The following is a 21,889-nucleotide window of genomic DNA, read 5'->3' on the forward strand; positions in this document are numbered from 1 at the left end:
TAGCTTCCTCGCATCTTGCTGATTATTCTCACAACAATTTTTGCTTTTCAGACAAGACCGCGAGGTTAGTTATTCAAAAACCAGATCTTTTTTCTGGCCAGGCGACGGCAGGAATGCCTGCGAACGCCGGGCGGGCGAACAGATGGCCCTGGAAAAGAGAGATACCTGCCGATTCCAGCCACATCCACTCTTCCGGCTTCTCAACCCCCACAGCACACACCGAAATTTCTAACGATGTACAACTTTTGATGATACCTAAAATGATCGCCTGTCGTGGGCCGCTTTTATGCACATCCTCGATCAGTTCGCGATTGATCTTGATACGCTCCGGCTGGAACCGCGCCAGCAGGGAAAGACCGGCAAACCCGGCGCCGAAATGGTCAATCGCCACGCGGATACCTGCGGCCTTCAGCTGGCGAATGGCGCCGGTGAACTCTTCAAGGCGCGAGATAATCTCTTGTTCGGTGAATTCCACAATGATCTGATCCGGCACCAGACCATTTTTATGAATTTCCTCGACCAGAAACGCGACCGCGCCGGGGATCTTCACTAACGTCATAGGCAACAGGTTAACCGACAGGCTTTGCTTGCCAAGATCGAGGGCCGCAGCCATCGCAAACGCAACGGTTTTGCTTTTCAGATCGGCTTCATAGATGTCATCGCCTGCCAGCTCCGCAAACCAGGCCTGCGGCGAATCGCCATCCGGGGTACGCAGTAAGGCTTCCAGCGAGACGACTTCCTGAGCAAGCGGATCGATAATCGGCTGGAAAGCGAAGCTGCAATCCCCGGACTGCGTGGACACTGGCGCGACTGCCCTGTTATCAGGAACGAAATCCCAGGAATCAGCCGCCGGGATTTCAAAGTAATTTTCCTTTTCCCGGGACTCGACAAAGGTACGGAAAAACTGCAACGCGCGGTCGTCATAGGTTAACTGGTACTTTGACGTACCTTTGTCCAGCACCGTCTGTAGCACCTGATTACTGTCATGCTCTCTTAAATCAAACAGTTCCATCCCTGCTTTGCCGAAACGCCGCGCGGGCGCGTAATCCCGCAGCAGTTCCACCACGTTGTAATGGCGCACATCTTCACAGATATGACGGTAAATCGTCAGCACGCTCTCTTCCGGCCCCTCAAGTAGCTGAAAAAAATGCGTGCCGTTAAACAGCAGAATGCCAGTAACGTCGGCATGACCGTTTTTGCTATTTGCTGCGTCGACCATTTCCTCCAGCGTTTTTACCGGAACGTTGTCGCAGATATGACTGCGATAAATGATTGTGGTGAGCATGACAATTCCAGGCCAGGTGTATGAAGCGTCACAGTATCAGATGACTGACGCGAGGTCTTGTCATGATTAAGGCTTATCGTAAAGAACGGGGGCGATCGCACAGCCCTAACGGGCGCCATCCCGAATGGCGGGTTCGCAGTCTTTTGTTTATTAACATTTTTTTTGCAATCGAATTTGTTATAAGGCTAATTGTTAAATATCCTTGCAGAAGATACAGGATATATTATTGCGCCTAGTTTTTGGTATGTATCGGTTTATCACTTTTGTCGCGTTGTACAAGCCCCAGGAGAGAAGCAGATATTAAATTTATCTCTCTGAAATTAAGGTGTTTTTTAATATTTTCGCAAAAAAGCCTTGTGTATTTGTACAATTTTAATGTACAACTTCATACATCTTGTATACTTTCTTTAAACTTTACTGAATCTGAATATTACTGGAGTGACATATGCAACAGAACGGTTACCTTCCGGAACGCGCTAATGCCATTGCCCGTTATTTCAATAAAGCGGCGTTACCGACCCAACAAGAAACGCTCGGTCAGATTGCCGTAGAAATCCTGAACGATGGACGGAATCTGAGCCGGAAGGCGATTTGCACCAAACTGTTGCGGCGGCTTGAAAAAGCTTCCGGCCCGGAAGAGGAAAGTCATTATCACACGTTGATTGGTTTGCTTTTTGAGCGCCATGACTAACTCACTTAACAGCAACAGATAACCTGGTTATTAAGTCAATTCTGGCGGGAGACATTTTCAGGTGACACAAAAGGTCTGCCAATCTGATGCAGATCTTCTTCCCCGGATAACTGACTCAATGCCGCATATCCGTTTCGGGAGAAAGCGGCAATCAGAGACGCAGTTATGAACAGAAGTGAAATCGAGCAACTGACAGACGAAATCATTGGCGAAGCGGTTCTCTTCCTGCTTAAAGAGAGTCTGCCGATCAATATTCAAGCCCTCATCAGGAAGCTGCGGGTAATGAAGGACGAGGAGCCTGACGCCCAGCGACGCAAACTGATTAGCCAGGTGATCGCTGAAGTCAGCAATACCGTGGTTGCGACGCGACGCAAGCCAATCCCTGATGTAAATGCGTTAGACAGGGATGCCAGGAAAAGCAGGGATAACGTTTATCAGCTGTTCGAAGATAACCAGCAGCCAGGAAACAGTAAGAAGCACTGACTGCATCTCATCACTCAAGAATAAGGATGTAAGGAAATGAGCCAGGTAATGATTCAGGAATCAACTACCTACACCAACATGCCTGATAATGCGCTGACCAGCTACTTCCGTAATGCCGGAGAGTTGCTGGCGGAAGAGTCTCAGTTGTTGGGTTCCGTGGTCAACAGCATTATCGCTTCGCAAGAGTTCCTGACTAATAAAGCGATCATTATGCGATTAATGGCGGCGCTGAAAACTTCCGAGGATGCGGTGAAGAGCGACGTTATCCGTAAAACACTGGAAATCGTTGTAAATCACACCACTGACGATATCTAATCCTGTATTAGTCAGACGAAACCTTCACCGCGAAACATTCATATTCATGGATGCCGTAGCGGTGAGGCTTATTTGATCTGTTCTATTTATTCTCCTCCCTCTTCATATTTTTTCTTCCGAATTTCTTCTTCCTACCAAATATGATGGATTTCAGGCAGCCCCTTGTTCATCGGCTAGAATTACCCTGCCCGCAGGAATGCACTTATTAAGGAGATCATTTTGCAACGTGCGCTGGTAATCATGTCGTTTTCACTGCTGCTTTCAGGCTGCGCCGAATTCTCTTCTTCCGTCACGAATACTATTGACGCCATGGGAATGACCCCGGACTATGCGAAGGGAACCACGCAGAAAGATCTGCAAAATCATAAACTCGAAACGCCTGCCATTTCGGTTGCCGACAACGTGCCGGAAGGGAAACTGGTCGAACGTTATGATAACGGCAATAAAAAATTTGAAACCGTGGTAAAAAACCGCTGTTTTAATGAATACCTCGATCTTTATTACCCCAATGGTCAATTACGCACCCATACGCCGTTGGTGAATTGCAAAGCGGAAGGCAAATCGCAGGGATATACCCAGGACGGTAAATTACGCACGGTAATTAATTATAAAAATGGCCTCGCCAATGGTGAAGTCTCAGCCTATGACGCGAACGGGAAAATAACCAAAACCGTCATTTATAAAGACGGTTATCCGGCAGATAAATCCTGATAACGCAGCGTGGCGCTTTAAGAGTGTTCTGTTTCCGCGCCACCGTTTCGCTCGCGCAACTATAGTTAAAGGGTCAATACGATAAATACACTGCAATGCACGGGAGAAAACCATGCGAGCGAAATATCTCATTACCCCTATTTTAGCCGCCAGCGCGCTGTTGTTTATTAGCGGCTGCTCCTCTAACCAGTCGGTAAAAACCACTGACGGCAGCACCATTGTGACTGACGGTAAACCTGAAGTGGATAGCGATACCGGCCTGGTGTCTTATGAGAATGCTGAAACCGGTAAAACCGAACAGATAAACCGCGATCAGGTTAAATCCATGAGTGAACTGGATAACTAATATTGGCTGACGAATAACCCGCTATTTCCACACAAAATAGCGGGTGAGCCGCTCATGTCGTTTTTTGTAAAAATCGCTTATCGTTATGTCATGCATTAGCGAAACGAGAACGACATGATTTTAATCATCTACGCCCATCCTTATCCGCAGCATTCCCATGCGAATAAGCGGATGATTGAGCAAGTGGAGGCGCTGGACGGCGTTGAAATCCGCTCGCTGTATCAACGCTATCCTGACTTTAATATTGATATCACCGCCGAACAGCAGGCGCTGGAGCGTGCCGAGCTGATCGTGCTACAGCACCCGATGCAGTGGTACAGCATCCCGCCATTACTCAAACTGTGGATCGATAAAGTGCTGTCCCACGGCTGGGCCTATGGGCATGATGCCTGCGCGCTGAAAGGCAAGACCCTGCTGTGGGCGGTAACGACCGGCGGTGGGGAAAACCATTTCGATATTGGCGACCATCCCGGTTTCGACGTGCTGGCGCAACCGCTACAGGCCACGGCGCTGTACTGCGGGATGCGCTGGTTGCCGCCGTTCTCCATGCACTGCACCTTTATCTGCGATGACGAGACCATCGCGGCACAGGCGCGACACTATAAACAGCGGCTAATCGACTGGCAGGAGACGCATCATGGATAGCCATACCCTGATTCAGGCGCTGATCTATCTGGGCTCCGCCGCGCTGATTGTACCGATTGCCGTGCGGCTGGGCCTCGGTTCGGTGCTGGGCTATCTGATTGCCGGCTGTTTGAGCGGCCCGTGGGGACTGCGGCTGGTGACCGATGCCGAGTCGATTCTGCACTTCGCGGAAATCGGCGTGGTGCTGATGCTGTTTGTCATCGGCCTGGAGCTCGATCCGCAGCGCCTGTGGAAGCTACGCGCCTCGGTATTCGGCGGCGGGATGCTGCAAATGGCGGCGTGCGGGCTGGCGCTCGGCGGTTTTTGCGTGGCGCTGGGGCTTTCCTGGAAAATCGCCATTCTGATTGGCCTGACGCTGGCGCTGTCCTCTACCGCCATTGCCATGCAGGCGATGAACGAACGCAACCTCACGGTTTCCCAGCTCGGGCGCAGCACCTTTGCCGTGCTGCTGTTCCAGGATATCGCCGCCATTCCGCTGGTGGCGATGATCCCGCTTTTAGCCAGCAGCGGGGCCGCCACTACGCTCGGCGCGTTTACCCTGTCAGCATTAAAGGTAGTGGGTGCGCTGGCGCTGGTGGTGCTGTTGGGGCGCTATGTGGCGCGCCCGGCGTTGCGGTTTGTGGCGCGCTCAGGCTTACGCGAAGTGTTCAGCGCCGTGGCGCTGTTTCTGGTATTCGGTTTCGGCCTGCTGCTGGAAGAGGCCGGGCTGTCGATGGCGATGGGGGCATTCCTGGCGGGCGTCTTGCTGGCGAGTTCTGAATACCGCCACGCGCTGGAAAGCGACATTGAGCCGTTTAAGGGGTTGCTGCTGGGGCTGTTCTTTATCGGCGTCGGCATGTCTATCGACTTCGGCACACTGATTAATAACCCGCTGCGCATCCTGATGCTGTTAGCCGGTTTCCTGGCGATCAAGAGCGTGATGCTGTGGCTTATCGCTCGCCCTCTGGGCGTGCCGCGTAAACAGTACCGCTGGTTTGCCGTGCTGCTGGGACAGGGGAGCGAATTTGCCTTTGTGATTTTCGGCGCGGCGCAAACCGCACAGGTGCTGGATGTGGCCTGGGCGAAATCCCTGACGCTGGCGGTGGCGCTTTCCATGGCGGCAACCCCAATACTGCTGGTTCTGCTGACGCGGCTGGAGAAAAACGATTCGGCGCAGGCGCGCGATGCCGACGAGATCGACGAAGAGCAGCCGCGGGTGATTATCGCCGGTTTCGGGCGCTTCGGGCAGATCGCGGGCCGTTTGCTGTTATCCAGCGGCGTAAAAATGGTGGTACTGGATCACGACCCGGACCATATCGAAACGCTGCGTAAATTCGGCATGAAAGTATTTTACGGCGACGCCACGCGGGTGGATTTGCTGGAGTCCGCTGGCGCGGCGAATGCGGAAGTGATCATTAACGCCATCGACGATCCGCAGGCCAGCCTGCAATTAACCGAGCTGGTGAAAGAACATTTTCCGAAGCTACACATTATCGCCAGGGCGCGCGATGTGGATCATTACATCCGTCTGCGCGAAGCGGGCGTCACGCTGCCGGAACGTGAAACTTTCGAAGGAGCATTGAAGGTAGGCCGCCTGGCGCTGGAACAGCTTGGCGTGGGATCCTATGAAGCGCGTGAGCGGGCCGATCTGTTCCGCCGTTATAACGTCCAGATGGTGGAAGAGATGGCGCAGGGCGCACACGATACGGCAGCGCGCGCGGACGTGTATAAACGCACCAGCGCGATGCTGACGGAGATTATCAGCGAGGACCGTGCGCATCTGTCGCTGATCCAGCGTCACGGCTGGCAGGGCACTAAAGAGGGTAAACATACCGGGAACCCGGATGATGCGCCGGTGAGCCCGCCAACGCCGTAAATAAAAACGCCCCGGCATGCCGGGGCGTCAGGTATCAGCGATACCCTTAGCTCAGGGCGACTTTAATGCCCAGCGCCAGCAGCATCCCGCCGAGCAGTTTATCAATCATCTTTTGCGCTTTCGCCAGCCCGCGACGGACCGGCGCGCTCTGGATCAGCATTACCAGCGCGGGCCAGTAAAGCACCGATAATCCGACGATAATCCCCGCGTACCACAGCTTTTCCATCATGCCGGAATTCACGTTAAGCACCTGAGTAAACATCGCCAGGAAGAACAGGGTGGCTTTCGGGTTCAGCAGATTGCACATGTAGCCCTGAATAAACGCCTTCTTCAGCGACGCCCGTTGCGGTTCGGCGCTGGCGACATCTACCTTGCTGCCGCCGCGCGACAGCAAGGCGTTCAGGCCGAGCCAGACCAGATACGCGGCGCCAACGTATTTCAGCATCTGGAACAGCCAGGGCGTGGTGGTGATCACCACTGCAATACCGGCCACGCAATAGGCCATATGGGTTACAACGCCCAGAATGACGCCCAGCGCCGTCATTAGCGCCGCGCTACGCTGATAAATCGCGGCGTTTTTGATAACCAGAAAGAAATCCGGCCCCGGAGAAAGCATCCCGAGGGCAGCGATGGTGGCGACAAACAGCGTAGTTTCAAGCATGGATAAATCTCGTGTCCCAATAATTTGTGAACTATAACTTAAATCAATATGTCGAGCACACCGAAGATAAAGGGCGTCGGAAAGACGCTTTCAGGTAATTTTATTTAACCAATTGTTTTAAATCAGATTGGTAACACCTCTGTCCAGTTGACGACGTGGCGCAGGCAACAGATCGTAAATAATTCATCACTCGCTGCCTGACGCCAGTCGACTAAAGAATGCGCTTTCCGTATAGTGGCGGCAATTTTTTTTACCCGGGAAAATTTCAATGATCAGTCTGATTGCGGCGCTCGCGGTGGATCGCGTTATCGGTATGGAAAATGCCATGCCATGGACGCTCCCCGCCGATCTCGCCTGGTTTAAACGTAACACCCTGAATAAGCCAGTCATTATGGGCCGTTTAACGTGGGAATCTATTGGCCGTCCGCTGCCGGGACGGAAAAATATCGTCGTCAGCAGCAAGCCGGGCACCGACGATCGCGTTGAGTGGGTGACGTCCATTGATGCAGCGCTCAGCGCCTGCGGCGATGCGGAAGAGATTATGGTGATTGGCGGCGGTCGTATCTACGAGCAACTGCTGCCGAAGGCACAGAAACTGTACCTCACCCATATTGATGCCGAAGTGGAAGGGGATACGCATTTCCCGGACTACGAGCCGGACGAATGGCAGTCGGTGTTCAGTGAGTTCCACGACGCGGATGAGAACAACTCTCACAGCTACTGTTTCGAAATTCTCGAGCGTCGTTAATCGCTTTCGCCCCTGTCGTTGAGATAAGGGCGGATGCGACGGGTCAGGAGGCGACAGCGGTGGCTTCGCCTTCACCCAAATCAAGTTGACGGTTAGACGGTTGTACAAACCAGGCTTTATCTTCCCAGCGCAGGCAGGTTAACGTGCCGCCCCAGCAACAGCCGGTGTCCAGCGCGTAAATTCCTTCCGGCGTACCTTTACCTTCCAGCGACGCCCAGTGACCAAAAGCAATGCTGTATTCGCGTGAAACCGGGCCAGGAATGGCGAACCAGGGTTTTAACGGCGCAGGCGCGCTTTCCGGGTTGTCCTTGCTGAACATATCAAGTTGCCCGTTCGGGAAGCAGTAACGCATCCGGGTAAACGCGTTGGTGATAAAGCGCAGCCGCGCCAGACCAGACAGTTCCGTTGACCAGTTGTTTGGCATATCGCCGTACATCGCATCCAGAAACAGCGGGTAGCTGTCGCTGGAGAGCACCGCCTCGACGTCGCGGGCGCAGCTTTTGGCGGTAGCCAGATCCCATTGCGGCGTGATACCGGCATGGGCCATCACCAGCTTTTTCTCTTCATCCACCTGCAACAGCGGCTGGCGACGCAGCCAGTTAATCAGCGCGTCGGCATCGGGTGCTTCCAGAAGCGGGTTCAGACGATCTTTAGGTTTATTGCGGCTGATCCCCGCGTAAACCGCCAGCAGATGGAGGTCGTGGTTGCCCAGCACCATACGCACGCTCTCGCCAAGGGAGCGCACCAGACGCAGCACATCCAGCGAACCGGGGCCACGGGCGACTAAATCGCCGGTCAGCCACAGCGTGTCGTTAGCCGGATTGAATTCGATATGCTTTAACAGCGCTTGCAGTTCATCGTAGCAACCATGAACGTCGCCAATCAGATAAGTTGACATGTTATCAATGAATGAGTGTTGGAACGCATAGACGGAAAACGGGTATGGCGACGCTGAACGTATTACCGTGCTCATCCACCATATGATAATGGCCTTCCATGGTGCCCAGCGGCGTTTCGATAACCGCGCCGCTGGTGTACTGAAATTCGCTGCCAGGGGCGATATGAGGCTGTTCGCCGACCACCCCTTCGCCCTGTACTTCTGTCTCCCGTCCGTTGCCGTTGGTGATTAACCAGTAACGGCCTAACAACTGGACAGGCGATCGCCCCAGATTGCGGATGGTCACGGTATAGGCAAACACGAAACGTTCTTCATCAGGAGACGATTGCGATTCAATGTAAACGCTCTGAACCTGCACACAAACACGGGGCGAATCTAACATAGCTTAGCTCTCCTTCGAGGGCAGATTATCAGCTAAATAATTGGCCAACTGACAATATTGCGCGACCGAAATGTTTTCCGCGCGCAGCGCCGGGTCAATGCCCAGGCTTTCCAGCGCTTCCAGGCTGAACACATTGCCAAGGCTGTTGCGGATGGTTTTACGGCGCTGGTTAAACGCTTCGGTGGTAATACGGCTCAGCAGGCGGATCTCTTTCACCGGATGCGGCAACGTGGTGTAAGGCACCAGGCGCACCACGGCGGAATCCACTTTGGGCGGCGGAGTAAACGCTGTCGGCGGCACTTCCAGTACCGGGATAATCTGGCAGTAGTACTGCGCCATCACGCTTAACCGACCATACGCCTTACTGTTCGGCCCTGCAACCAGACGATTGACCACCTCTTTCTGCAACATAAAGTGCATATCGGCAATCGCATCAGTATAGCTAAAGAGATGGAACATCAGCGGGGTAGAAATGTTGTACGGCAGGTTGCCGAAGACGCGCAGCGGCTGGCCCAGGGTACGGGACAATTCGCCGAAATCCATGGTCATGGCATCCTGCTGATAAATGGTCAGCTTGGGCGCCAGGAACGGGTGGGTTTGCAGGCGGGCTGCCAGATCGCGGTCCAGTTCGATGACCGTCATCTTATCCAGACGTTCGCCTACCGGCTCGGTTAATGCGCCAAGACCCGGGCCGATCTCGACCATTGCCTGGCCTTTTTGCGGATGAATGGCCGAAACGATGCTCTCGATCACGAATTGATCGTTAAGAAAGTTTTGCCCAAAGCGTTTGCGGGCTAAATGACCCTGGTGAACTCGATTATTCATTGATTATTACTGTTAAAAACCATGCTGGTGGCGAGATTAAGCGCCGTGATAAAACTGCCCACATCGGCAGTCCCCTGGCCGGCCAGCTCAAGCGCGGTGCCGTGGTCGACCGAGGTACGAATAAAGGGTAGGCCGAGCGTAATATTCACCGCGCGACCAAAGCCCTGGTATTTTAGCACGGGCAGGCCCTGATCGTGGTACATCGCGAGTACCGCGTCGGCATGATCGAGATATTTGGGCTGGAAAAGCGTATCCGCCGGGAGCGGCCCGGTAAGGTTCATGCCTTTGGCGCGCATTTCGGTCAGCACCGGGATCAGGGTGTCGATCTCTTCAGTGCCCATATGCCCGCCTTCGCCTGCATGAGGGTTCAGGCCGCACACCAGAATGTGCGGGTGCGGGATGCCAAATTTGCTCTGCAAGTCGCTGTGCAAGATGGTGATAATTTCACACAGCAGCTCAGGGGTGATGGCGTCAGCAATGGCGCGCAGGGGCAAATGCGTGGTGGCCAGCGCCACGCGCAGCGTATCGGTGGCCAGCATCATCACCACTTTATGGCTGTGGGCGCGCTCTTCGAAAAATTCGGTATGGCCGGTAAACGGGATGCCGGCATCGTTAATAATGCCTTTATGCACCGGGCCGGTGATCAGCGCGGCGAATTCGCCGTTGACGCACCCGTCGCAGGCGCGGGCTAAGGTCTCCACCACGTAATGGCTGTTCTCCACCGCCAGTTGCCCGGCGACGGACGGCGCGCGCAGTGACACCGGCAGCACGGTCAGCGACCCTTTTTGCTGGGGGCGCGGCGGCGTATCGGGCTGGAAGGGGTGGAGTGTAAGGGGGAGATTAAGCAGGCTGGCGCGAGCCTGAAGAAGTTGCGGGTCGGCGCAGACCACCAGTTCAACGGGCCAGTCGCGTTGCGCAAGCATCGCGACCAGTTCCGGACCAATCCCGGCGGGTTCGCCGGGAGTGATTACCACACGCCAGGTGTCGGTCATTAGTTGCTCAGGACTTTGACGTAAGCGCTGGCGCGCTGTTCCTGCATCCAGGTTGCTGCTTCTTCCGAGAACTTACGGTTGAACAGCATCCGGTAAGCACGATCTTTTTGCGCCGCATCGGTCTTATCGACATTGCGGGTGTCCATCAGCTCAATCAGGTGCCAGCCGAAGGAGGAGTGCACCGGCGCGCTGATCTGGCCTTTTTGCAGCTTCATCAGCGCATCGCGGAATGCCGGATCGTAAACGTCAGGGGATGACCAGCCCATATCGCCGCCCTGGTTAGCCGAGCCGGGATCCTGGGAGAATTCACGCGCTGCGGCGGCAAAACTGGTTTTCCCGCTCTTAATATCGGCAGCAATTTGTTCCAGCTTCATGCGCGCCTGATCGTCAGTCATGATCGGCGACGGACGCAACAGAATATGGCGAGCATGCACTTCAGTCACCGAAATGCTTTGCGACTGGCCGCGCAGATCGTTCACTTTCAGGATGTGGAAACCTACGCCTGAACGGATCGGGCCGACGACATCGCCTTTTTTCGCCGTGCTCAGTGCCTGGCCAAAGATAGACGGTAATTCCTGAATACGCCCCCAGCCCATCTGACCGCCTTTCAGGGCCTGTTGGTCTGCGGAGTAAGCAATCGCTAATTTACCGAAGTCGCCGCCGTTTTTGGCCTGGTCGACAATTGAGCGAGCCTGGCTTTCCGCTTCGCCAACCTGGTCTGCCGTCGGGTTTTCCGGTAACGGGATCAGGATGTGGCTCAGATTCAATTCAGTGCTGGCGTCGTTCTGGCTGCCCACCTGCTGCGCAAGAGATTCGACTTCCTGCGGCAGTATGGTGACGCGACGGCGCACTTCGTTATTACGCACTTCGGAGATCGTCATCTCTTTACGAATCTGATTCCGGTAAGTGTTGTAGTTGAGACCATCATAGGCCAGACGACTACGCATCTGGTCCATCGTCATATTGTTCTGTTTAGCGATATTGGCGATAGCCTGATCGAGCTGCTCATCGCTAATTTTCACGCCCATTTTCTGGCCCATCTGCAGGATAATTTGGTCCATGATCAGACGTTCAAGAATTTGATGACGCAGGGTTGTATCATCAGGAAGCTGTTGGCCAGCCTGGCCCGCATTGAGCTTCACGGATTGCATCAGACCATCAACGTCACTTTCCAGCACCACGCCGTTATTCACGACGGCGGCGACTTTATCGACAACCTGCGGCGCAGCGAAACTGGTATTCACCACCAGGGTGAGTCCAAGAAGCAGCGTTTTCCAGTTCTTCATACCTTTTCCATTATGATTAATCGCAAAGCGGAGTCTATACATCAAGGCTTACAGCGAGCTTTGATACGGCAGAATATTCGAACGCAACATCTGCTGAGTGCCGAGACCGTAGTTCGAACTCAGGCCACGCAGTTCAACGTTGAAACCAAACACATTGTCGTACTTGCTCTGGTCTTTTTCCCAACCGTTAATTTTCCGCTCGTAACCGACGCGGATGGCATAACAGCAGGAGCTATACTGCACGCCCAGCATCTGGTCAGCCGGTTTCTTCGCATTGGTGTCATAGTAGTACGCGCCTACTACTGACCAGCGATCGACAATCGGCCAACTTGCCGTGGCGCCAACCTGGGAGATGCCGTCCTTATACTGGGTCGCCTCAGAGAACGATGGCAATGTCGCCTGAATATACTCCGGGCTGGCATAGCGATAGTTCAATTGCATCAAGCGGTCTTCGTCGCGGCGGTATTCAATGGCGCTACTGCCGGTAGCGACATTATCCAGACGGGTGTCGTACTGGACGCCACCGCGCAGGCCCCAACGATCCGAGATGCGCCAGTAGGTATCCGCCGCCCACAGGATAGAGCCGGTTTTCTTATCTTTTTCCCAGTTGATATCTTCATCACCGGTACGGGACTCGGTGAAATAGTAGATTTGACCCACAGAAACGTTAAAACGTTCAATCGCTTCTTGATCATAAATACGCGACGTCACGCCTGTGGTTATCTGGTTCGCTGAGGCGATGCGATCCAGACCGCCGTATGAGCGATCGCGGAACAGACCTGAGTAATCTGATTGAAGCAGCGCAGAATCGTAATTGTTGATACCGCTTTGGTCGCGATAGGGCACATACAAGTATTGCGCACGCGGTTCCAGGGTCTGGGTATACCCTTCTGACCAGTCCAGATCGCGCTCAAAAACCATTTTACCGTCAATTTTAAACTGCGGTAGGGTGCGCGTTTCGGACGATTTTAGCTTCTGCGCGCTCTCGGCAGCCTGCAAGTTCTGCTTAGAAGGATAATAGAGCGCCGAATTTGCCGCGTAGTTCTGGTAGCGTTCGATATTATCCTGCTGATAATGCGTCGCCATTAACTTGGCTTCGGTATTGATGCTGATCCAGTCATTCGACAGAGGCAGGTTAATTACCGGCTCGATATGCAGACGCGTTGCTTCCGGATAACTTTCGTTAACGTTAACAAACTTCACCGCCTGAGCGTAAACGCGCGTATCGAACGGGCCAACGTCATTCTGATACCAGTTCACGTCCAGTTGAGGTTCCGCGCCATAGGTATTGCCCGATGCAGTATCGAAAACCTGGAATTTTTTGGTGGAAACCGTAGCGTCAAAGTTTTGGATAGCGTAACCGACGCTGAATTTCTGCGTGGCGTAGCCATCGGTGCTGGAGCCGTAGGTGGAACTAAAATCATTGAAATAATACGGGTCGCTGACTTTGGTGAAGTCAACGTTGAAACGCCAAACCTGGTTCATTACCCCGCTGTGGTTCCAGTAATAGAGCCAGCGATGCTCGTCTTTTTCGGCAGGATGCTCGTCCTGAAACCGGTCGTCGGAACCCAGGTAGTCAAATTCCATTAAACCTGCGCCCGCCTGGGTCAGATAGCGGAATTCGTTCTGCCACTGGGTTCCGCGCTTCTCCATATAATTCGGCGTAATGGTGGCGTCAAAGTTAGGGGCAATGTTCCAGTAATAAGGCAGCGAGAACTGCAGGCCATTGTTGGTACTGTATTTGGCATTCGGGATCAAAAAGCCTGATCGACGTTTATCGCCCACCGGGAGCTGCAAATAGGGGCTATAGAAAATCGGCACCGGGCCCAGCTTAAACCGGGCGTTCCAGATTTCTGCGACCTGCTCTTCGCGGTCGTGGATCACTTCGCTGCCTACCACGCTCCAGGTGTCCGAACCCGGCAGACAGGAGGTAAAGGTGCCGTTTTCCAGAATGGTGTAGCGGTTTTCACCGCGCTGCTTCATCACGTCCGCCGTTCCGCGGCCCTGACGTCCCACCATCTGATAATCGCCTTCCCAGACATTGGTATCTTTGGTGTTCAGGTTCGTCCAGGCTTTTGGTCCTTTGAGGATCACTTGATTATCGTCGTAGTGGACGTTGCCCAGAGCGTCGACGGTGCGCACGGGATCCGGTTGGCCGTCGACTTGTTTTTGATGCAGTTGGACTTCATCCGCCTGCAGGCGGCTGTTGCCCTGTTGGATATCCACGTTGCCGCCAAACACGGCGTTGTCCGGATAATCGCCTTGCGCGCTATCGGCATTAATCGTGACTGGCTGGCTGTTCGGATCCCCTTCCACCAGGGGGCGATTGTAGCTGGGCACGCCAAGCATACATTGTGAAGCGAGGTCTGCAGCCATACCGTGTTGGCTATAGAGGGCTGCGCCAATCATGGTGGCCAGCAAGGTGGGAATACGTTTTTTCATACGTGTTATTCGTTGTTCCGTCATCAGTGGCCTGTCCCCGTCATCGTTCAGGATCAAGAATGCATCGCGCGCCTGGTCGCACGTGAGCGTAGATGCAACCTGAAAGAATCAAAAGGGTATAGCGCTGGCAAACGGTCAGAGACTAACTGACTCGTCACCACAGCGCCAGTGTTAATCCTGCCCGCTTTCGAGCCTGTTTGTTAGGCACGGCTTTGAATGACGGGTATGATAAAGCAAATTATAGGCTATGTCCCGCAGTTGACCGTCGCGTCAACGCCGGGCTAAAAGACCCTGCTGGCGCGTAAAACATGCGTCAATAAGGGAATATCGCCTGTCCAGCAAGCCTGACGATTTGGGGAGTCTATGCAGTATTGGGGAAAAATAGTTGGCGTGGCGATGGCCCTGATGATGGGCGGTGGCTTCTGGGGTGTGGTATTAGGTTTGCTGATCGGTCACTTTTTTGACAAAGCGCGCAGTCGGCGAATGGCGTTTTTTAGCACGCAGCAACAGCGGCAATCGCTGTTTTTCACCACCACATTTGAAGTCATGGGCCATCTCACCAAATCAAAAGGGCGCGTGACGCAGGCCGATATCCATATGGCGTCCCTGTTTATGGATCGTATGGATCTGCATGGCAATTCGCGCATCGCCGCGCAGAATGCTTTTCGCGTCGGCAAAGAGCCAGGCTACCCGCTGCGTGAAAAAATGCGCCAGCTGCGCGGCATCTGTTTTGGCCGTTTCGATTTAATTCGGATGTTTCTGGAAATTCAGATCCAGACGGCGTTTGCCGACGGGTCGCTGCATCCCAACGAACGCGAAGTGCTGTACGTCATCGCCGAAGAGTTGGGGATTTCCCGCACCCAGTTCGATCAATTCCTGCGCATGATGCAGGGCGGCGCGCAGTTTAGCGGCGGCGGCCAGCAGGGGCAACAGCAGGGGCCGTGGCAGCACGCGCCTCAGGGCCCGACGCTGGAAGACGCCTGCAACGTGCTGGGGGTCAAACCAAACGATGAGCCGACCACCATCAAGCGCGCATATCGGAAATTGATGAGCGAACACCACCCGGACAAACTGGTCGCTAAAGGGTTGCCGCCAGAAATGATGCAGATGGCGAAGCAGAAAGCGCAGGAAATTCAAAAGGCTTACGATCTGATTAAAACCACCAAAGGGTTTAAATAATGGATAGCCGTGGCCTTCGTGATGAAGGCCACGGCTATTTTCAGAAATCGACAGGTGCGCGGAAGGTCATCGCACTGCCGAATTTAGGATGGGTGATGGTCAGCGTCCGGGCATGCAGCAGCAGTCGCGGCGCCAGCGCTAAGGCTTCTGGGGTGGCGTAGAAACGATCCCCTAAAATCGGGTGGCCCAGCGCCAGCATATGTACCCGCAATTGATGGGAACGCCCGGTAATCGGCTTCAGCAGCACGCGCGCAGTGTTATCCTCGCCATACTCCAGCACTTCATACTCGGTTTGCGCCGCCTTGCCGGTTTCATAACACACCTTCTGCTTCGGACGGTTCGGCCAGTCGCAGATCAGCGGCAAGTCCACCAGCCCTTTCTCCGGCGGATGGCCCCATACCCGGGCCACATACTGCTTGCTGGGCTCGCGCTCGCGAAACTGACGCTTCAGTTCGCGCTCGGCGGCTTTGGTCAGCGCCACCACGAGCACGCCGCTGGTCGCCATATCCAGACGATGCACCGATTCCGCCTGCGGATAATCGCGCTGAATGCGCGTCATCACGCTGTCTTTGTGCTCTTCAAGCCGGCCGGGTACAGAGAGCAGCCCGCTCGGCTTATTAACCACCATGATATGGTCGTCCTGGTACAGGACGACCAGCCAGGGATCGGTTGCAGGATGATAGGCTTCCAGCATAGTGTTTCCCGGTTACTGATGCGTGACGACGATCAGGCGCAGCGCGTCCAGCCGCCAGCTTGCTTCATTGAGGCTTGCCAGCACCTGCTCGCGGTTGCTTTCAATCGCCGCGAGCTCATCGTCGCGGATATTGGGGTTGACCGCTTTCAGGGCTTCCAGACGCGACAGCTCGGCAGACAGTTTCTCATCCGCCTCTTCGCGCGCCGTTTTGATTAACGCCTGCGCCGCGCTTTCTACCTTGCTTTCCGCCAGTTGCAGAATGGCATGCACGTCCTGCTGCACCGCGTTCACCAGTTTGCTGCTGGTGTGACGGTTTACCGCGCTGAGCTGACGGTTGAAGCTTTCAAACTCCACCTGGGCGGCGAGGTTAGTGCCGTTTTTATCCACCAGCATGCGGATCGGCGTCGGCGGCAGGAAGCGGTTAAGCTGCAATTGCTTCGGCGCTTTGGCCTCCACCACATAGATCAGCTCAAGCAGCAGCGTGCCCACCGGCAGCGCTTTGTTTTTCAGCAGCGACAGCGCGCAGCTGCCGGTATCGCCGGAGAGGATCAAATCCAGGCCGTTGCGGATCAACGGGTGTTCCCAGGTGATGAACTGGGCGTCTTCGCGGGACAGCGCCACATCGCGGTTAAAGGTGATGGTGCAACCGTCTTCCGGCAGGCCCGGGAAATCCGGCACCAGCATATGGTCGGACGGGGTCAGCACAATCATATGTTCGCCGCGATCGTCCTGATTGATGCCGATGATATCAAACAGGTTCATGGCGAAGTTCACCAGGCCGGTATCGTTATCCTGCCCGGCGATAGATTCCGCCAATGCCTGCGCCTGCTCGCCGCCGTTGGAGTTGATTTCCAGCAGGCGGTCACGGCCCTGTTCCAGTTGGGCTTTTAACGCATCATGCTGTTCGCGGCATGACGCGATCAGCGCATCGAAGCCTTCCGTTTCTTCCGGCGCGGCCAGATAGTTGATCAGCTCGTTATAAACGCTGTCGTAAATGGTGCGGCCCGTCGGGCAGGTATGTTCGAATGCGTCCAGCCCTTCGTGATACCAGCGCACCAGCACCGACTGGGCGGTTTTTTCCAGCCACGGCACCAGGATCTGGATATCGTGCGCCTGGCCGATGCGATCCAGACGGCCAATACGCTGTTCCAGCAGATCCGGGTTAAACGGCAGGTCGAACATCACCAGATGGCTGGCGAACTGGAAGTTACGGCCTTCAGAGCCGATTTCAGAACACAACAGCACCTGCGCGCCGGTGTCTTCCTCTGAGAACCACGCCGCCGCGCGGTCGCGCTCGACAATCGACATCCCTTCATGGAACACCGCTGCGCGAATGCCTTCACGCTCGCGCAGCACCTGCTCAAGCTGCAACGCCGTGGTGGCTTTGGCGCAGATCACCAGCACTTTCTGCGAACGATGGCTGGTAAGGTAACCCATCAGCCAGTCAACGCGCGGATCAAAGTTCCACCAGGTGCCGGTATCGCCTTCAAACTCCTGATAAATCTGCTCCGGATAGAGCATGTCGCGGGCGCGCTCTTCGGCAGATTTACGTGCGCCCATAATCCCGGAGACTTTGATTGCCGTCTGATACTGCGTCGGCAGCGGCAGTTTAACGGTATGCAGTTCGCGCTTCGGAAAGCCTTTAACGCCGTTACGGGTGTTGCGGAACAGCACGCGGCTGGTGCCGTGGCGATCCAGCAGCATAGAAATCAGCTCCTGACGCGCGGCTTCCGCGCCGTCGCGGGTGCTGTTAGCGGTTTGCAGCAGCGGCTCGATATCCTGCTCGCCAATCAAATCGCTCAGGGTATTCAGCTCGTCATTGGAGAGCGGTTTGCCAGCCAGCAGCATGGCGACGGCGTCCGCCACCGGGCGGTAGTTTTGCTGTTCTTCGACAAATTGTTCGAAATCGTGGAAGCGGTTCGGATCCAGCAGGCGCAAGCGGGCGAAGTGGCTCTCCAGCCCCAGCTGTTCCGGCGTCGCGGTCAACAGCAGTACGCCAGGCACCTGGGCCGCCAGTTGCTCAATTGCCAGATATTCACGGCTCGGCGCGTCTTCGCTCCACACCAGATGGTGGGCTTCATCCACCACCATCAAATCCCATTCGGCGTCGCACAGATGCTCAAGACGCTGCTTATTGCGGCGCACAAAATCCAGCGAACAGATCACCAGCTGTTCGGTTTCGAACGGGTTATCGGCGTCGTGCTGGGCTTCGGCGTAGCGATCGTCGTCAAACAGCGCGAAACGTAAATTAAAGCGGCGCAGCATCTCCACCAGCCACTGGTGTTGCAGGGTTTCCGGCACCACGATCAGCACGCGTTCCGCCGCGCCCGCCAGCAGCTGCTGATGAATAATCATGCCTGCTTCGATGGTTTTACCCAACCCCACTTCATCTGCCAGCAGCACGCGTGGCGCATGGCGGCGGCCCACGTCATTGGCGATGTGCAACTGGTGCGGGATCAGGTTGGTGCGCTGGCCGCGCAGTCCGCTCCACGGCATGCGGTACTGCTCGCTCTGGTAGCGGCGGGCGCGAAAGCGCAGGGCGAAGCGATCCATCCGGTCGATTTGCCCTGCGAACAGGCGGTCCTGCGGTTTACTGAACACCAGCTTGCTGTCGAGGAACACTTCACGCAGCGTGACGTTCTCCTCCTGGGTATCAAGGCGGGTTCCGGTATAGGCGAGCAGCCCGTTTTCTTCAGCGACATCGTCCACTTTCAACTGCCAGCCGTCGTGGCTGGTAATGGTGTCGCCGGGGTTGAACATCACGCGGGTGATGGGAGAATCATTACGGGCATACAGACGGTTTTCGCCGGTAGCAGGGAAAAGCAAAGTGACCATACGCGCATCCAGCGCTACCACGGTTCCTAATCCAAGTTCGCTTTCCGTGTCGCTAATCCAACGTTGACCAAGTGTAAAAGGCATATCTGTTCGGCTCTGGTTAATAATTTGCAGGCAATAGTATGACCACCGCGAAAGTTCGCGGTGCATTTAATTGGGAATCAGAATAGGAAAGGGCGCTATGGTACTGGATGGTAACGCGTTCGTCACCTGTCAAAATAACCCCAGTTGCCCTGTCATCAGTGTAGCAAAATCGTCTTTCATAAAAGGTAAAATCCCGTCCGCCACTGGCTGAAGCTGGCGCGTCAGGTAGTGATCGTAATCCAGCGGCGAGCGCTGATAGTCGCGCGGCTCCGGCCCGTTCGTGGTCCAGACATACTTGATCGTCCCGCGATTCTGGTACTGGGCTGGCCTGCCGAGCCGGGCGTTTTCTTCGTCCGCCAGCCGGGCGGCGCGCACGTGGGGCGGCACGTTGCGCTGGTACTCTTTTAACGGGCGGCGCAGGCGCTTGCGGTAAACCAGCTGGTCATCGAGCTCGCCGTTTAACAGCTGAGCAATGGTTTCGCGCACAAAATCCTGGTACGGCTCGCGGCGAAAAATTTTTAAATACAGCGCCTGCTGGAAGTTCTGCGCCAGCGGCGTCCAGTCGGTGCGCACGGTCTCGAGGCCTTTGAAGACCATGCGCTGTTCGCCGTCTTGCTCAATCAGACCGGCGTAGCGTTTTTTACTGCCCATTTCCGCACCGCGGATCGTAGGCATCAGAAAGCGGTTGAAGTGGGTTTCGAACTCCAGCTCCAGCGCGCTCTCCACGTTCAGGGTCTGTTTCAGATGCTCGCGCCACCACTGGTTAACTTTGGCGACCAGGGCATTGCCAATTTCGCCAGCCTGAACGTTATCGTAAGGCTTTTTAAGCCAGACAAACGTGGAGTCGGTATCGCCGTAAATCACGTCGTAGCCTTCCTCCTCGATCAGCGCTTTGGTTTGACGCATGATGTCGTGGCCGCGCAGCGTAATCGACGACGCCAGCCGTGGGTCGAAGAACCGGCAGGCGCTGGTGCCCAGCACGCCGTAAAAGGCGTTCATGATGATTTTTAGCGCCTGGGAAAGCGGTTTGTTGCCGTGCTTTTTGGCCTCTTCACGGCCCAGCCAGATTTGCGAGACAATACCGGGCAAACAGTGGTTAGTGCGCGAGAAACGGGCGTTGAGATAACCTTCCACGCTGTGCGCGTCATCCGGCTGTACCAGTCCCTCCACCAGACCGACCGGGTCGATTAAAAAGGTGCGGATAATCGACGGATACAGGCTTTTATAGTCGAGCATCAGCACCGAATCGTACAGCCCGGGGCGCGAATCCATCACGTAACCGCCGGGGCTGGCCTGAGGCGGTACCTCGCCCAGATTCGGCGCGACAAAACCGGCGCGGTGCATGCGGGGAAAATAAAGATGGCTGAACGACGCCACCGACCCGCCGTGACGATCCGCAGGCAGCCCGTTGACCGTAGAACGTTCCAGTAAAAACGGCATGATCTCGGTTTTATGAAAAATGCGTGTGACCAGCTCGCAGTCTTTCAGGTTGTAGGTCGCCAGCGCCGGTTTGTCTTCGGCGAAGCGCCGATCAATTTCCGCCATCCGGTCCCAGGGGTTGTCGATGGCTTTCCCTTCGCCCAGCAGTTCCTGAGAGACCGATTCCAGCGAAAAAGAGGAAAAGCTCCAGAACGCCGATTTCAGCGCATCGATACCGTCTATTATCAACCGGCCCGGCGCCTGAGCGAAAAACACCCCGGCCTTAAAACCGTGCTCGCGCCATTCGATTTCCTGGTTGTTGCGTCCGAGACGCAGCGGGATACCGTAGCGTTCGGCGTGTTTTTGCAGCATTTTCAGATCGAACTGGATCACGTTCCAGCCGATCAGGACATCGGGATCGAATTCGGCAAACCAGGCGTTAAGTTTTTCCAACAGTTGCGGACGGCTGGCGACGTATTCGAGTTTGAAATCCAGCCCGCTGGCATCGCCGTTTTCCGGCCCGAGCATATACACCGTGCGCTCGCCGCAGCCTTCCAGGCCGATACAGTAGAGTTCACCGTGGCGGTTAGTTTCGATATCCAGCGACACCCATTTCAGCGCCGGGCGATAAGCGGGATTCGGCTTCATCTTAGCTTCCTGCAAACCGCCGCCCTGCATCTCGCCGGTTACCCAGACCGGCGCGGTAATAAAACGCTCCATCAGGTAGCGTTCGGGCGGGCGCACATCGGCTTCATAGATCGTGACGCCTGCTTCACGTAAAAGTTTCTCGCAGCGCATCAGCTGACGATGCTGACGAAAATAGAGACCGCATACCGGCTGCTGATGAAAATCACGCAGGGAGAGGGATTCCAGCCGATAAATTTCGCCCGCCAGCGCGCTTTCTGCGCGGGGACGTTGGGCTTGTGGGATGAAAGCGACGGATTCCTGCGCAGGCAGCCGCACGCACAGCGGACCGTTGTCGGTCGCCAGCCAGAAAGTTACTTCGGTGCCCTGCGGCGTATCCCGCCAGTGTCGGGTCAGAACAAACCCCTGCCGCGTCTCTGCCACGCTATTTTCCCGCTAAAAAACCAGGCCTGATTATAGCCTGGTTTG

General features: G+C 55.2%; 20 protein-coding genes. 9 read left to right on the plus strand and 11 right to left on the minus strand.

Features of this window, described 5'->3' with window-relative positions; translation table 11 throughout:
* Positions 1 to 73 precede the first annotated feature (73 nt).
* Positions 74 to 1,285 carry a diguanylate phosphodiesterase gene (locus GV764_RS06140; RefSeq protein ID WP_161659381.1) on the minus strand — a complete coding sequence of 404 codons (1,212 nt, stop codon included), beginning with the start codon at positions 1,283 to 1,285 and terminating at the stop codon, positions 74 to 76.
* 445 nt (positions 1,286 to 1,730) lie between these two features.
* Here GV764_RS06140 and ycgZ point away from each other — a divergent pair, with 445 nt between their 5' ends.
* From ycgZ to kefC, 7 genes are all read left to right on the plus strand, one after another.
* The gene (gene ycgZ, locus GV764_RS06145) at positions 1,731 to 1,976 is read left to right on the plus strand and encodes a regulatory protein YcgZ (RefSeq protein WP_161659382.1); all 246 of its coding nucleotides are present in this window, start codon (positions 1,731 to 1,733) and stop codon (positions 1,974 to 1,976) included.
* 165 nt (positions 1,977 to 2,141) lie between these two features.
* Positions 2,142 to 2,459, plus strand: coding sequence for a hypothetical protein (locus GV764_RS06150; protein ID WP_161659383.1), 318 nt, complete (start codon positions 2,142 to 2,144; stop codon positions 2,457 to 2,459).
* Between the two features lie 48 nt (positions 2,460 to 2,507).
* Entirely contained in the window at positions 2,508 to 2,774 is a 267-nt protein-coding gene (locus tag GV764_RS06155) for a biofilm development regulator YmgB/AriR family protein (RefSeq protein WP_161659450.1), read from the plus strand.
* Between the two features lie 219 nt (positions 2,775 to 2,993).
* A complete protein-coding gene (locus GV764_RS06160; RefSeq protein ID WP_161659384.1) occupies positions 2,994 to 3,485 on the plus strand; it encodes a toxin-antitoxin system YwqK family antitoxin in 492 nt (163 codons plus the stop codon).
* A 112-nt stretch (positions 3,486 to 3,597) separates the two neighbouring features.
* Positions 3,598 to 3,831, plus strand: coding sequence for a YgdI/YgdR family lipoprotein (locus tag GV764_RS06165; RefSeq protein ID WP_125293159.1), 234 nt, complete (start codon positions 3,598 to 3,600; stop codon positions 3,829 to 3,831).
* Between the two features lie 114 nt (positions 3,832 to 3,945).
* Entirely contained in the window at positions 3,946 to 4,476 is a 531-nt protein-coding gene (kefF, locus tag GV764_RS06170; protein ID WP_161659385.1) for a glutathione-regulated potassium-efflux system oxidoreductase KefF, read from the plus strand.
* Positions 4,469 to 6,331, plus strand: a complete 1,863-nt coding sequence (gene kefC, locus GV764_RS06175; protein WP_161659386.1) for a glutathione-regulated potassium-efflux system protein KefC — start codon at positions 4,469 to 4,471, stop codon at positions 6,329 to 6,331. The genes kefF and kefC overlap by 8 nt, the downstream gene beginning before the upstream one ends.
* A gap of 46 nt (positions 6,332 to 6,377) precedes the next feature.
* Here the strand turns inward: kefC and GV764_RS06180 are convergent, their stop codons facing one another.
* Positions 6,378 to 6,992, minus strand: coding sequence for a LysE family translocator (locus GV764_RS06180; RefSeq protein WP_161659387.1), 615 nt, complete (start codon positions 6,990 to 6,992; stop codon positions 6,378 to 6,380).
* 268 nt (positions 6,993 to 7,260) lie between these two features.
* Between GV764_RS06180 and folA the strand changes: the two genes are divergently transcribed.
* The gene (folA, locus tag GV764_RS06185; RefSeq protein WP_144130760.1) at positions 7,261 to 7,740 is read left to right on the plus strand and encodes a type 3 dihydrofolate reductase; all 480 of its coding nucleotides are present in this window, start codon (positions 7,261 to 7,263) and stop codon (positions 7,738 to 7,740) included.
* A gap of 43 nt (positions 7,741 to 7,783) precedes the next feature.
* Here folA and apaH read toward each other — a convergent pair whose 3' ends face one another.
* The 6 genes from apaH to lptD are packed head-to-tail and all read right to left on the minus strand — an operon-like array spanning position 7,784 to position 14,565.
* The gene (gene apaH / locus GV764_RS06190) at positions 7,784 to 8,638 is read right to left on the minus strand and encodes a bis(5'-nucleosyl)-tetraphosphatase (symmetrical) ApaH (RefSeq protein WP_161659388.1); all 855 of its coding nucleotides are present in this window, start codon (positions 8,636 to 8,638) and stop codon (positions 7,784 to 7,786) included.
* Positions 8,639 to 8,642: 4 nt separating this feature from the next.
* On the minus strand, positions 8,643 to 9,020 hold the full coding sequence (gene apaG / locus GV764_RS06195; protein ID WP_161659389.1) for a Co2+/Mg2+ efflux protein ApaG: 378 nt from the start codon (positions 9,018 to 9,020) through the stop codon (positions 8,643 to 8,645).
* A 3-nt stretch (positions 9,021 to 9,023) separates the two neighbouring features.
* Entirely contained in the window at positions 9,024 to 9,845 is an 822-nt protein-coding gene (gene rsmA / locus GV764_RS06200) for a 16S rRNA (adenine(1518)-N(6)/adenine(1519)-N(6))-dimethyltransferase RsmA (protein WP_161659390.1), read from the minus strand.
* Entirely contained in the window at positions 9,842 to 10,837 is a 996-nt protein-coding gene (pdxA, locus tag GV764_RS06205) for a 4-hydroxythreonine-4-phosphate dehydrogenase PdxA (RefSeq protein ID WP_161659391.1), read from the minus strand. The genes rsmA and pdxA overlap by 4 nt, the downstream gene beginning before the upstream one ends.
* A complete protein-coding gene (gene surA, locus GV764_RS06210) occupies positions 10,837 to 12,123 on the minus strand; it encodes a peptidylprolyl isomerase SurA (protein ID WP_161659392.1) in 1,287 nt (428 codons plus the stop codon). Before surA ends, pdxA begins: the two co-directional genes overlap by 1 nt.
* A 48-nt stretch (positions 12,124 to 12,171) precedes the next feature.
* Positions 12,172 to 14,565: an LPS assembly protein LptD gene (gene lptD, locus GV764_RS06215; RefSeq protein WP_161659393.1), complete on the minus strand. Its 2,394-nt coding sequence runs from the start codon at positions 14,563 to 14,565 to the stop codon at positions 12,172 to 12,174.
* 363 nt (positions 14,566 to 14,928) lie between these two features.
* Here lptD and djlA point away from each other — a divergent pair, with 363 nt between their 5' ends.
* Positions 14,929 to 15,744, plus strand: coding sequence for a co-chaperone DjlA (gene djlA / locus GV764_RS06220; protein WP_161659394.1), 816 nt, complete (start codon positions 14,929 to 14,931; stop codon positions 15,742 to 15,744).
* A 40-nt stretch (positions 15,745 to 15,784) separates the two neighbouring features.
* Here djlA and rluA read toward each other — a convergent pair whose 3' ends face one another.
* From rluA to polB, 3 genes are all read right to left on the minus strand, one after another.
* Positions 15,785 to 16,438: a bifunctional tRNA pseudouridine(32) synthase/23S rRNA pseudouridine(746) synthase RluA gene (gene rluA / locus GV764_RS06225; protein WP_161659395.1), complete on the minus strand. Its 654-nt coding sequence runs from the start codon at positions 16,436 to 16,438 to the stop codon at positions 15,785 to 15,787.
* A 12-nt stretch (positions 16,439 to 16,450) separates the two neighbouring features.
* On the minus strand, positions 16,451 to 19,357 hold the full coding sequence (gene rapA / locus GV764_RS06230) for an RNA polymerase-associated protein RapA (protein ID WP_161659396.1): 2,907 nt from the start codon (positions 19,355 to 19,357) through the stop codon (positions 16,451 to 16,453).
* A 129-nt stretch (positions 19,358 to 19,486) separates the two neighbouring features.
* On the minus strand, positions 19,487 to 21,844 hold the full coding sequence (gene polB, locus GV764_RS06235; RefSeq protein WP_161659397.1) for a DNA polymerase II: 2,358 nt from the start codon (positions 21,842 to 21,844) through the stop codon (positions 19,487 to 19,489).
* Positions 21,845 to 21,889 lie beyond the last annotated feature (45 nt).

The sequence above is a fragment of the Atlantibacter hermannii genome (genome assembly GCF_009907385.1).
Classification (GTDB): domain Bacteria; phylum Pseudomonadota; class Gammaproteobacteria; order Enterobacterales; family Enterobacteriaceae; genus Atlantibacter; species Atlantibacter hermannii_A.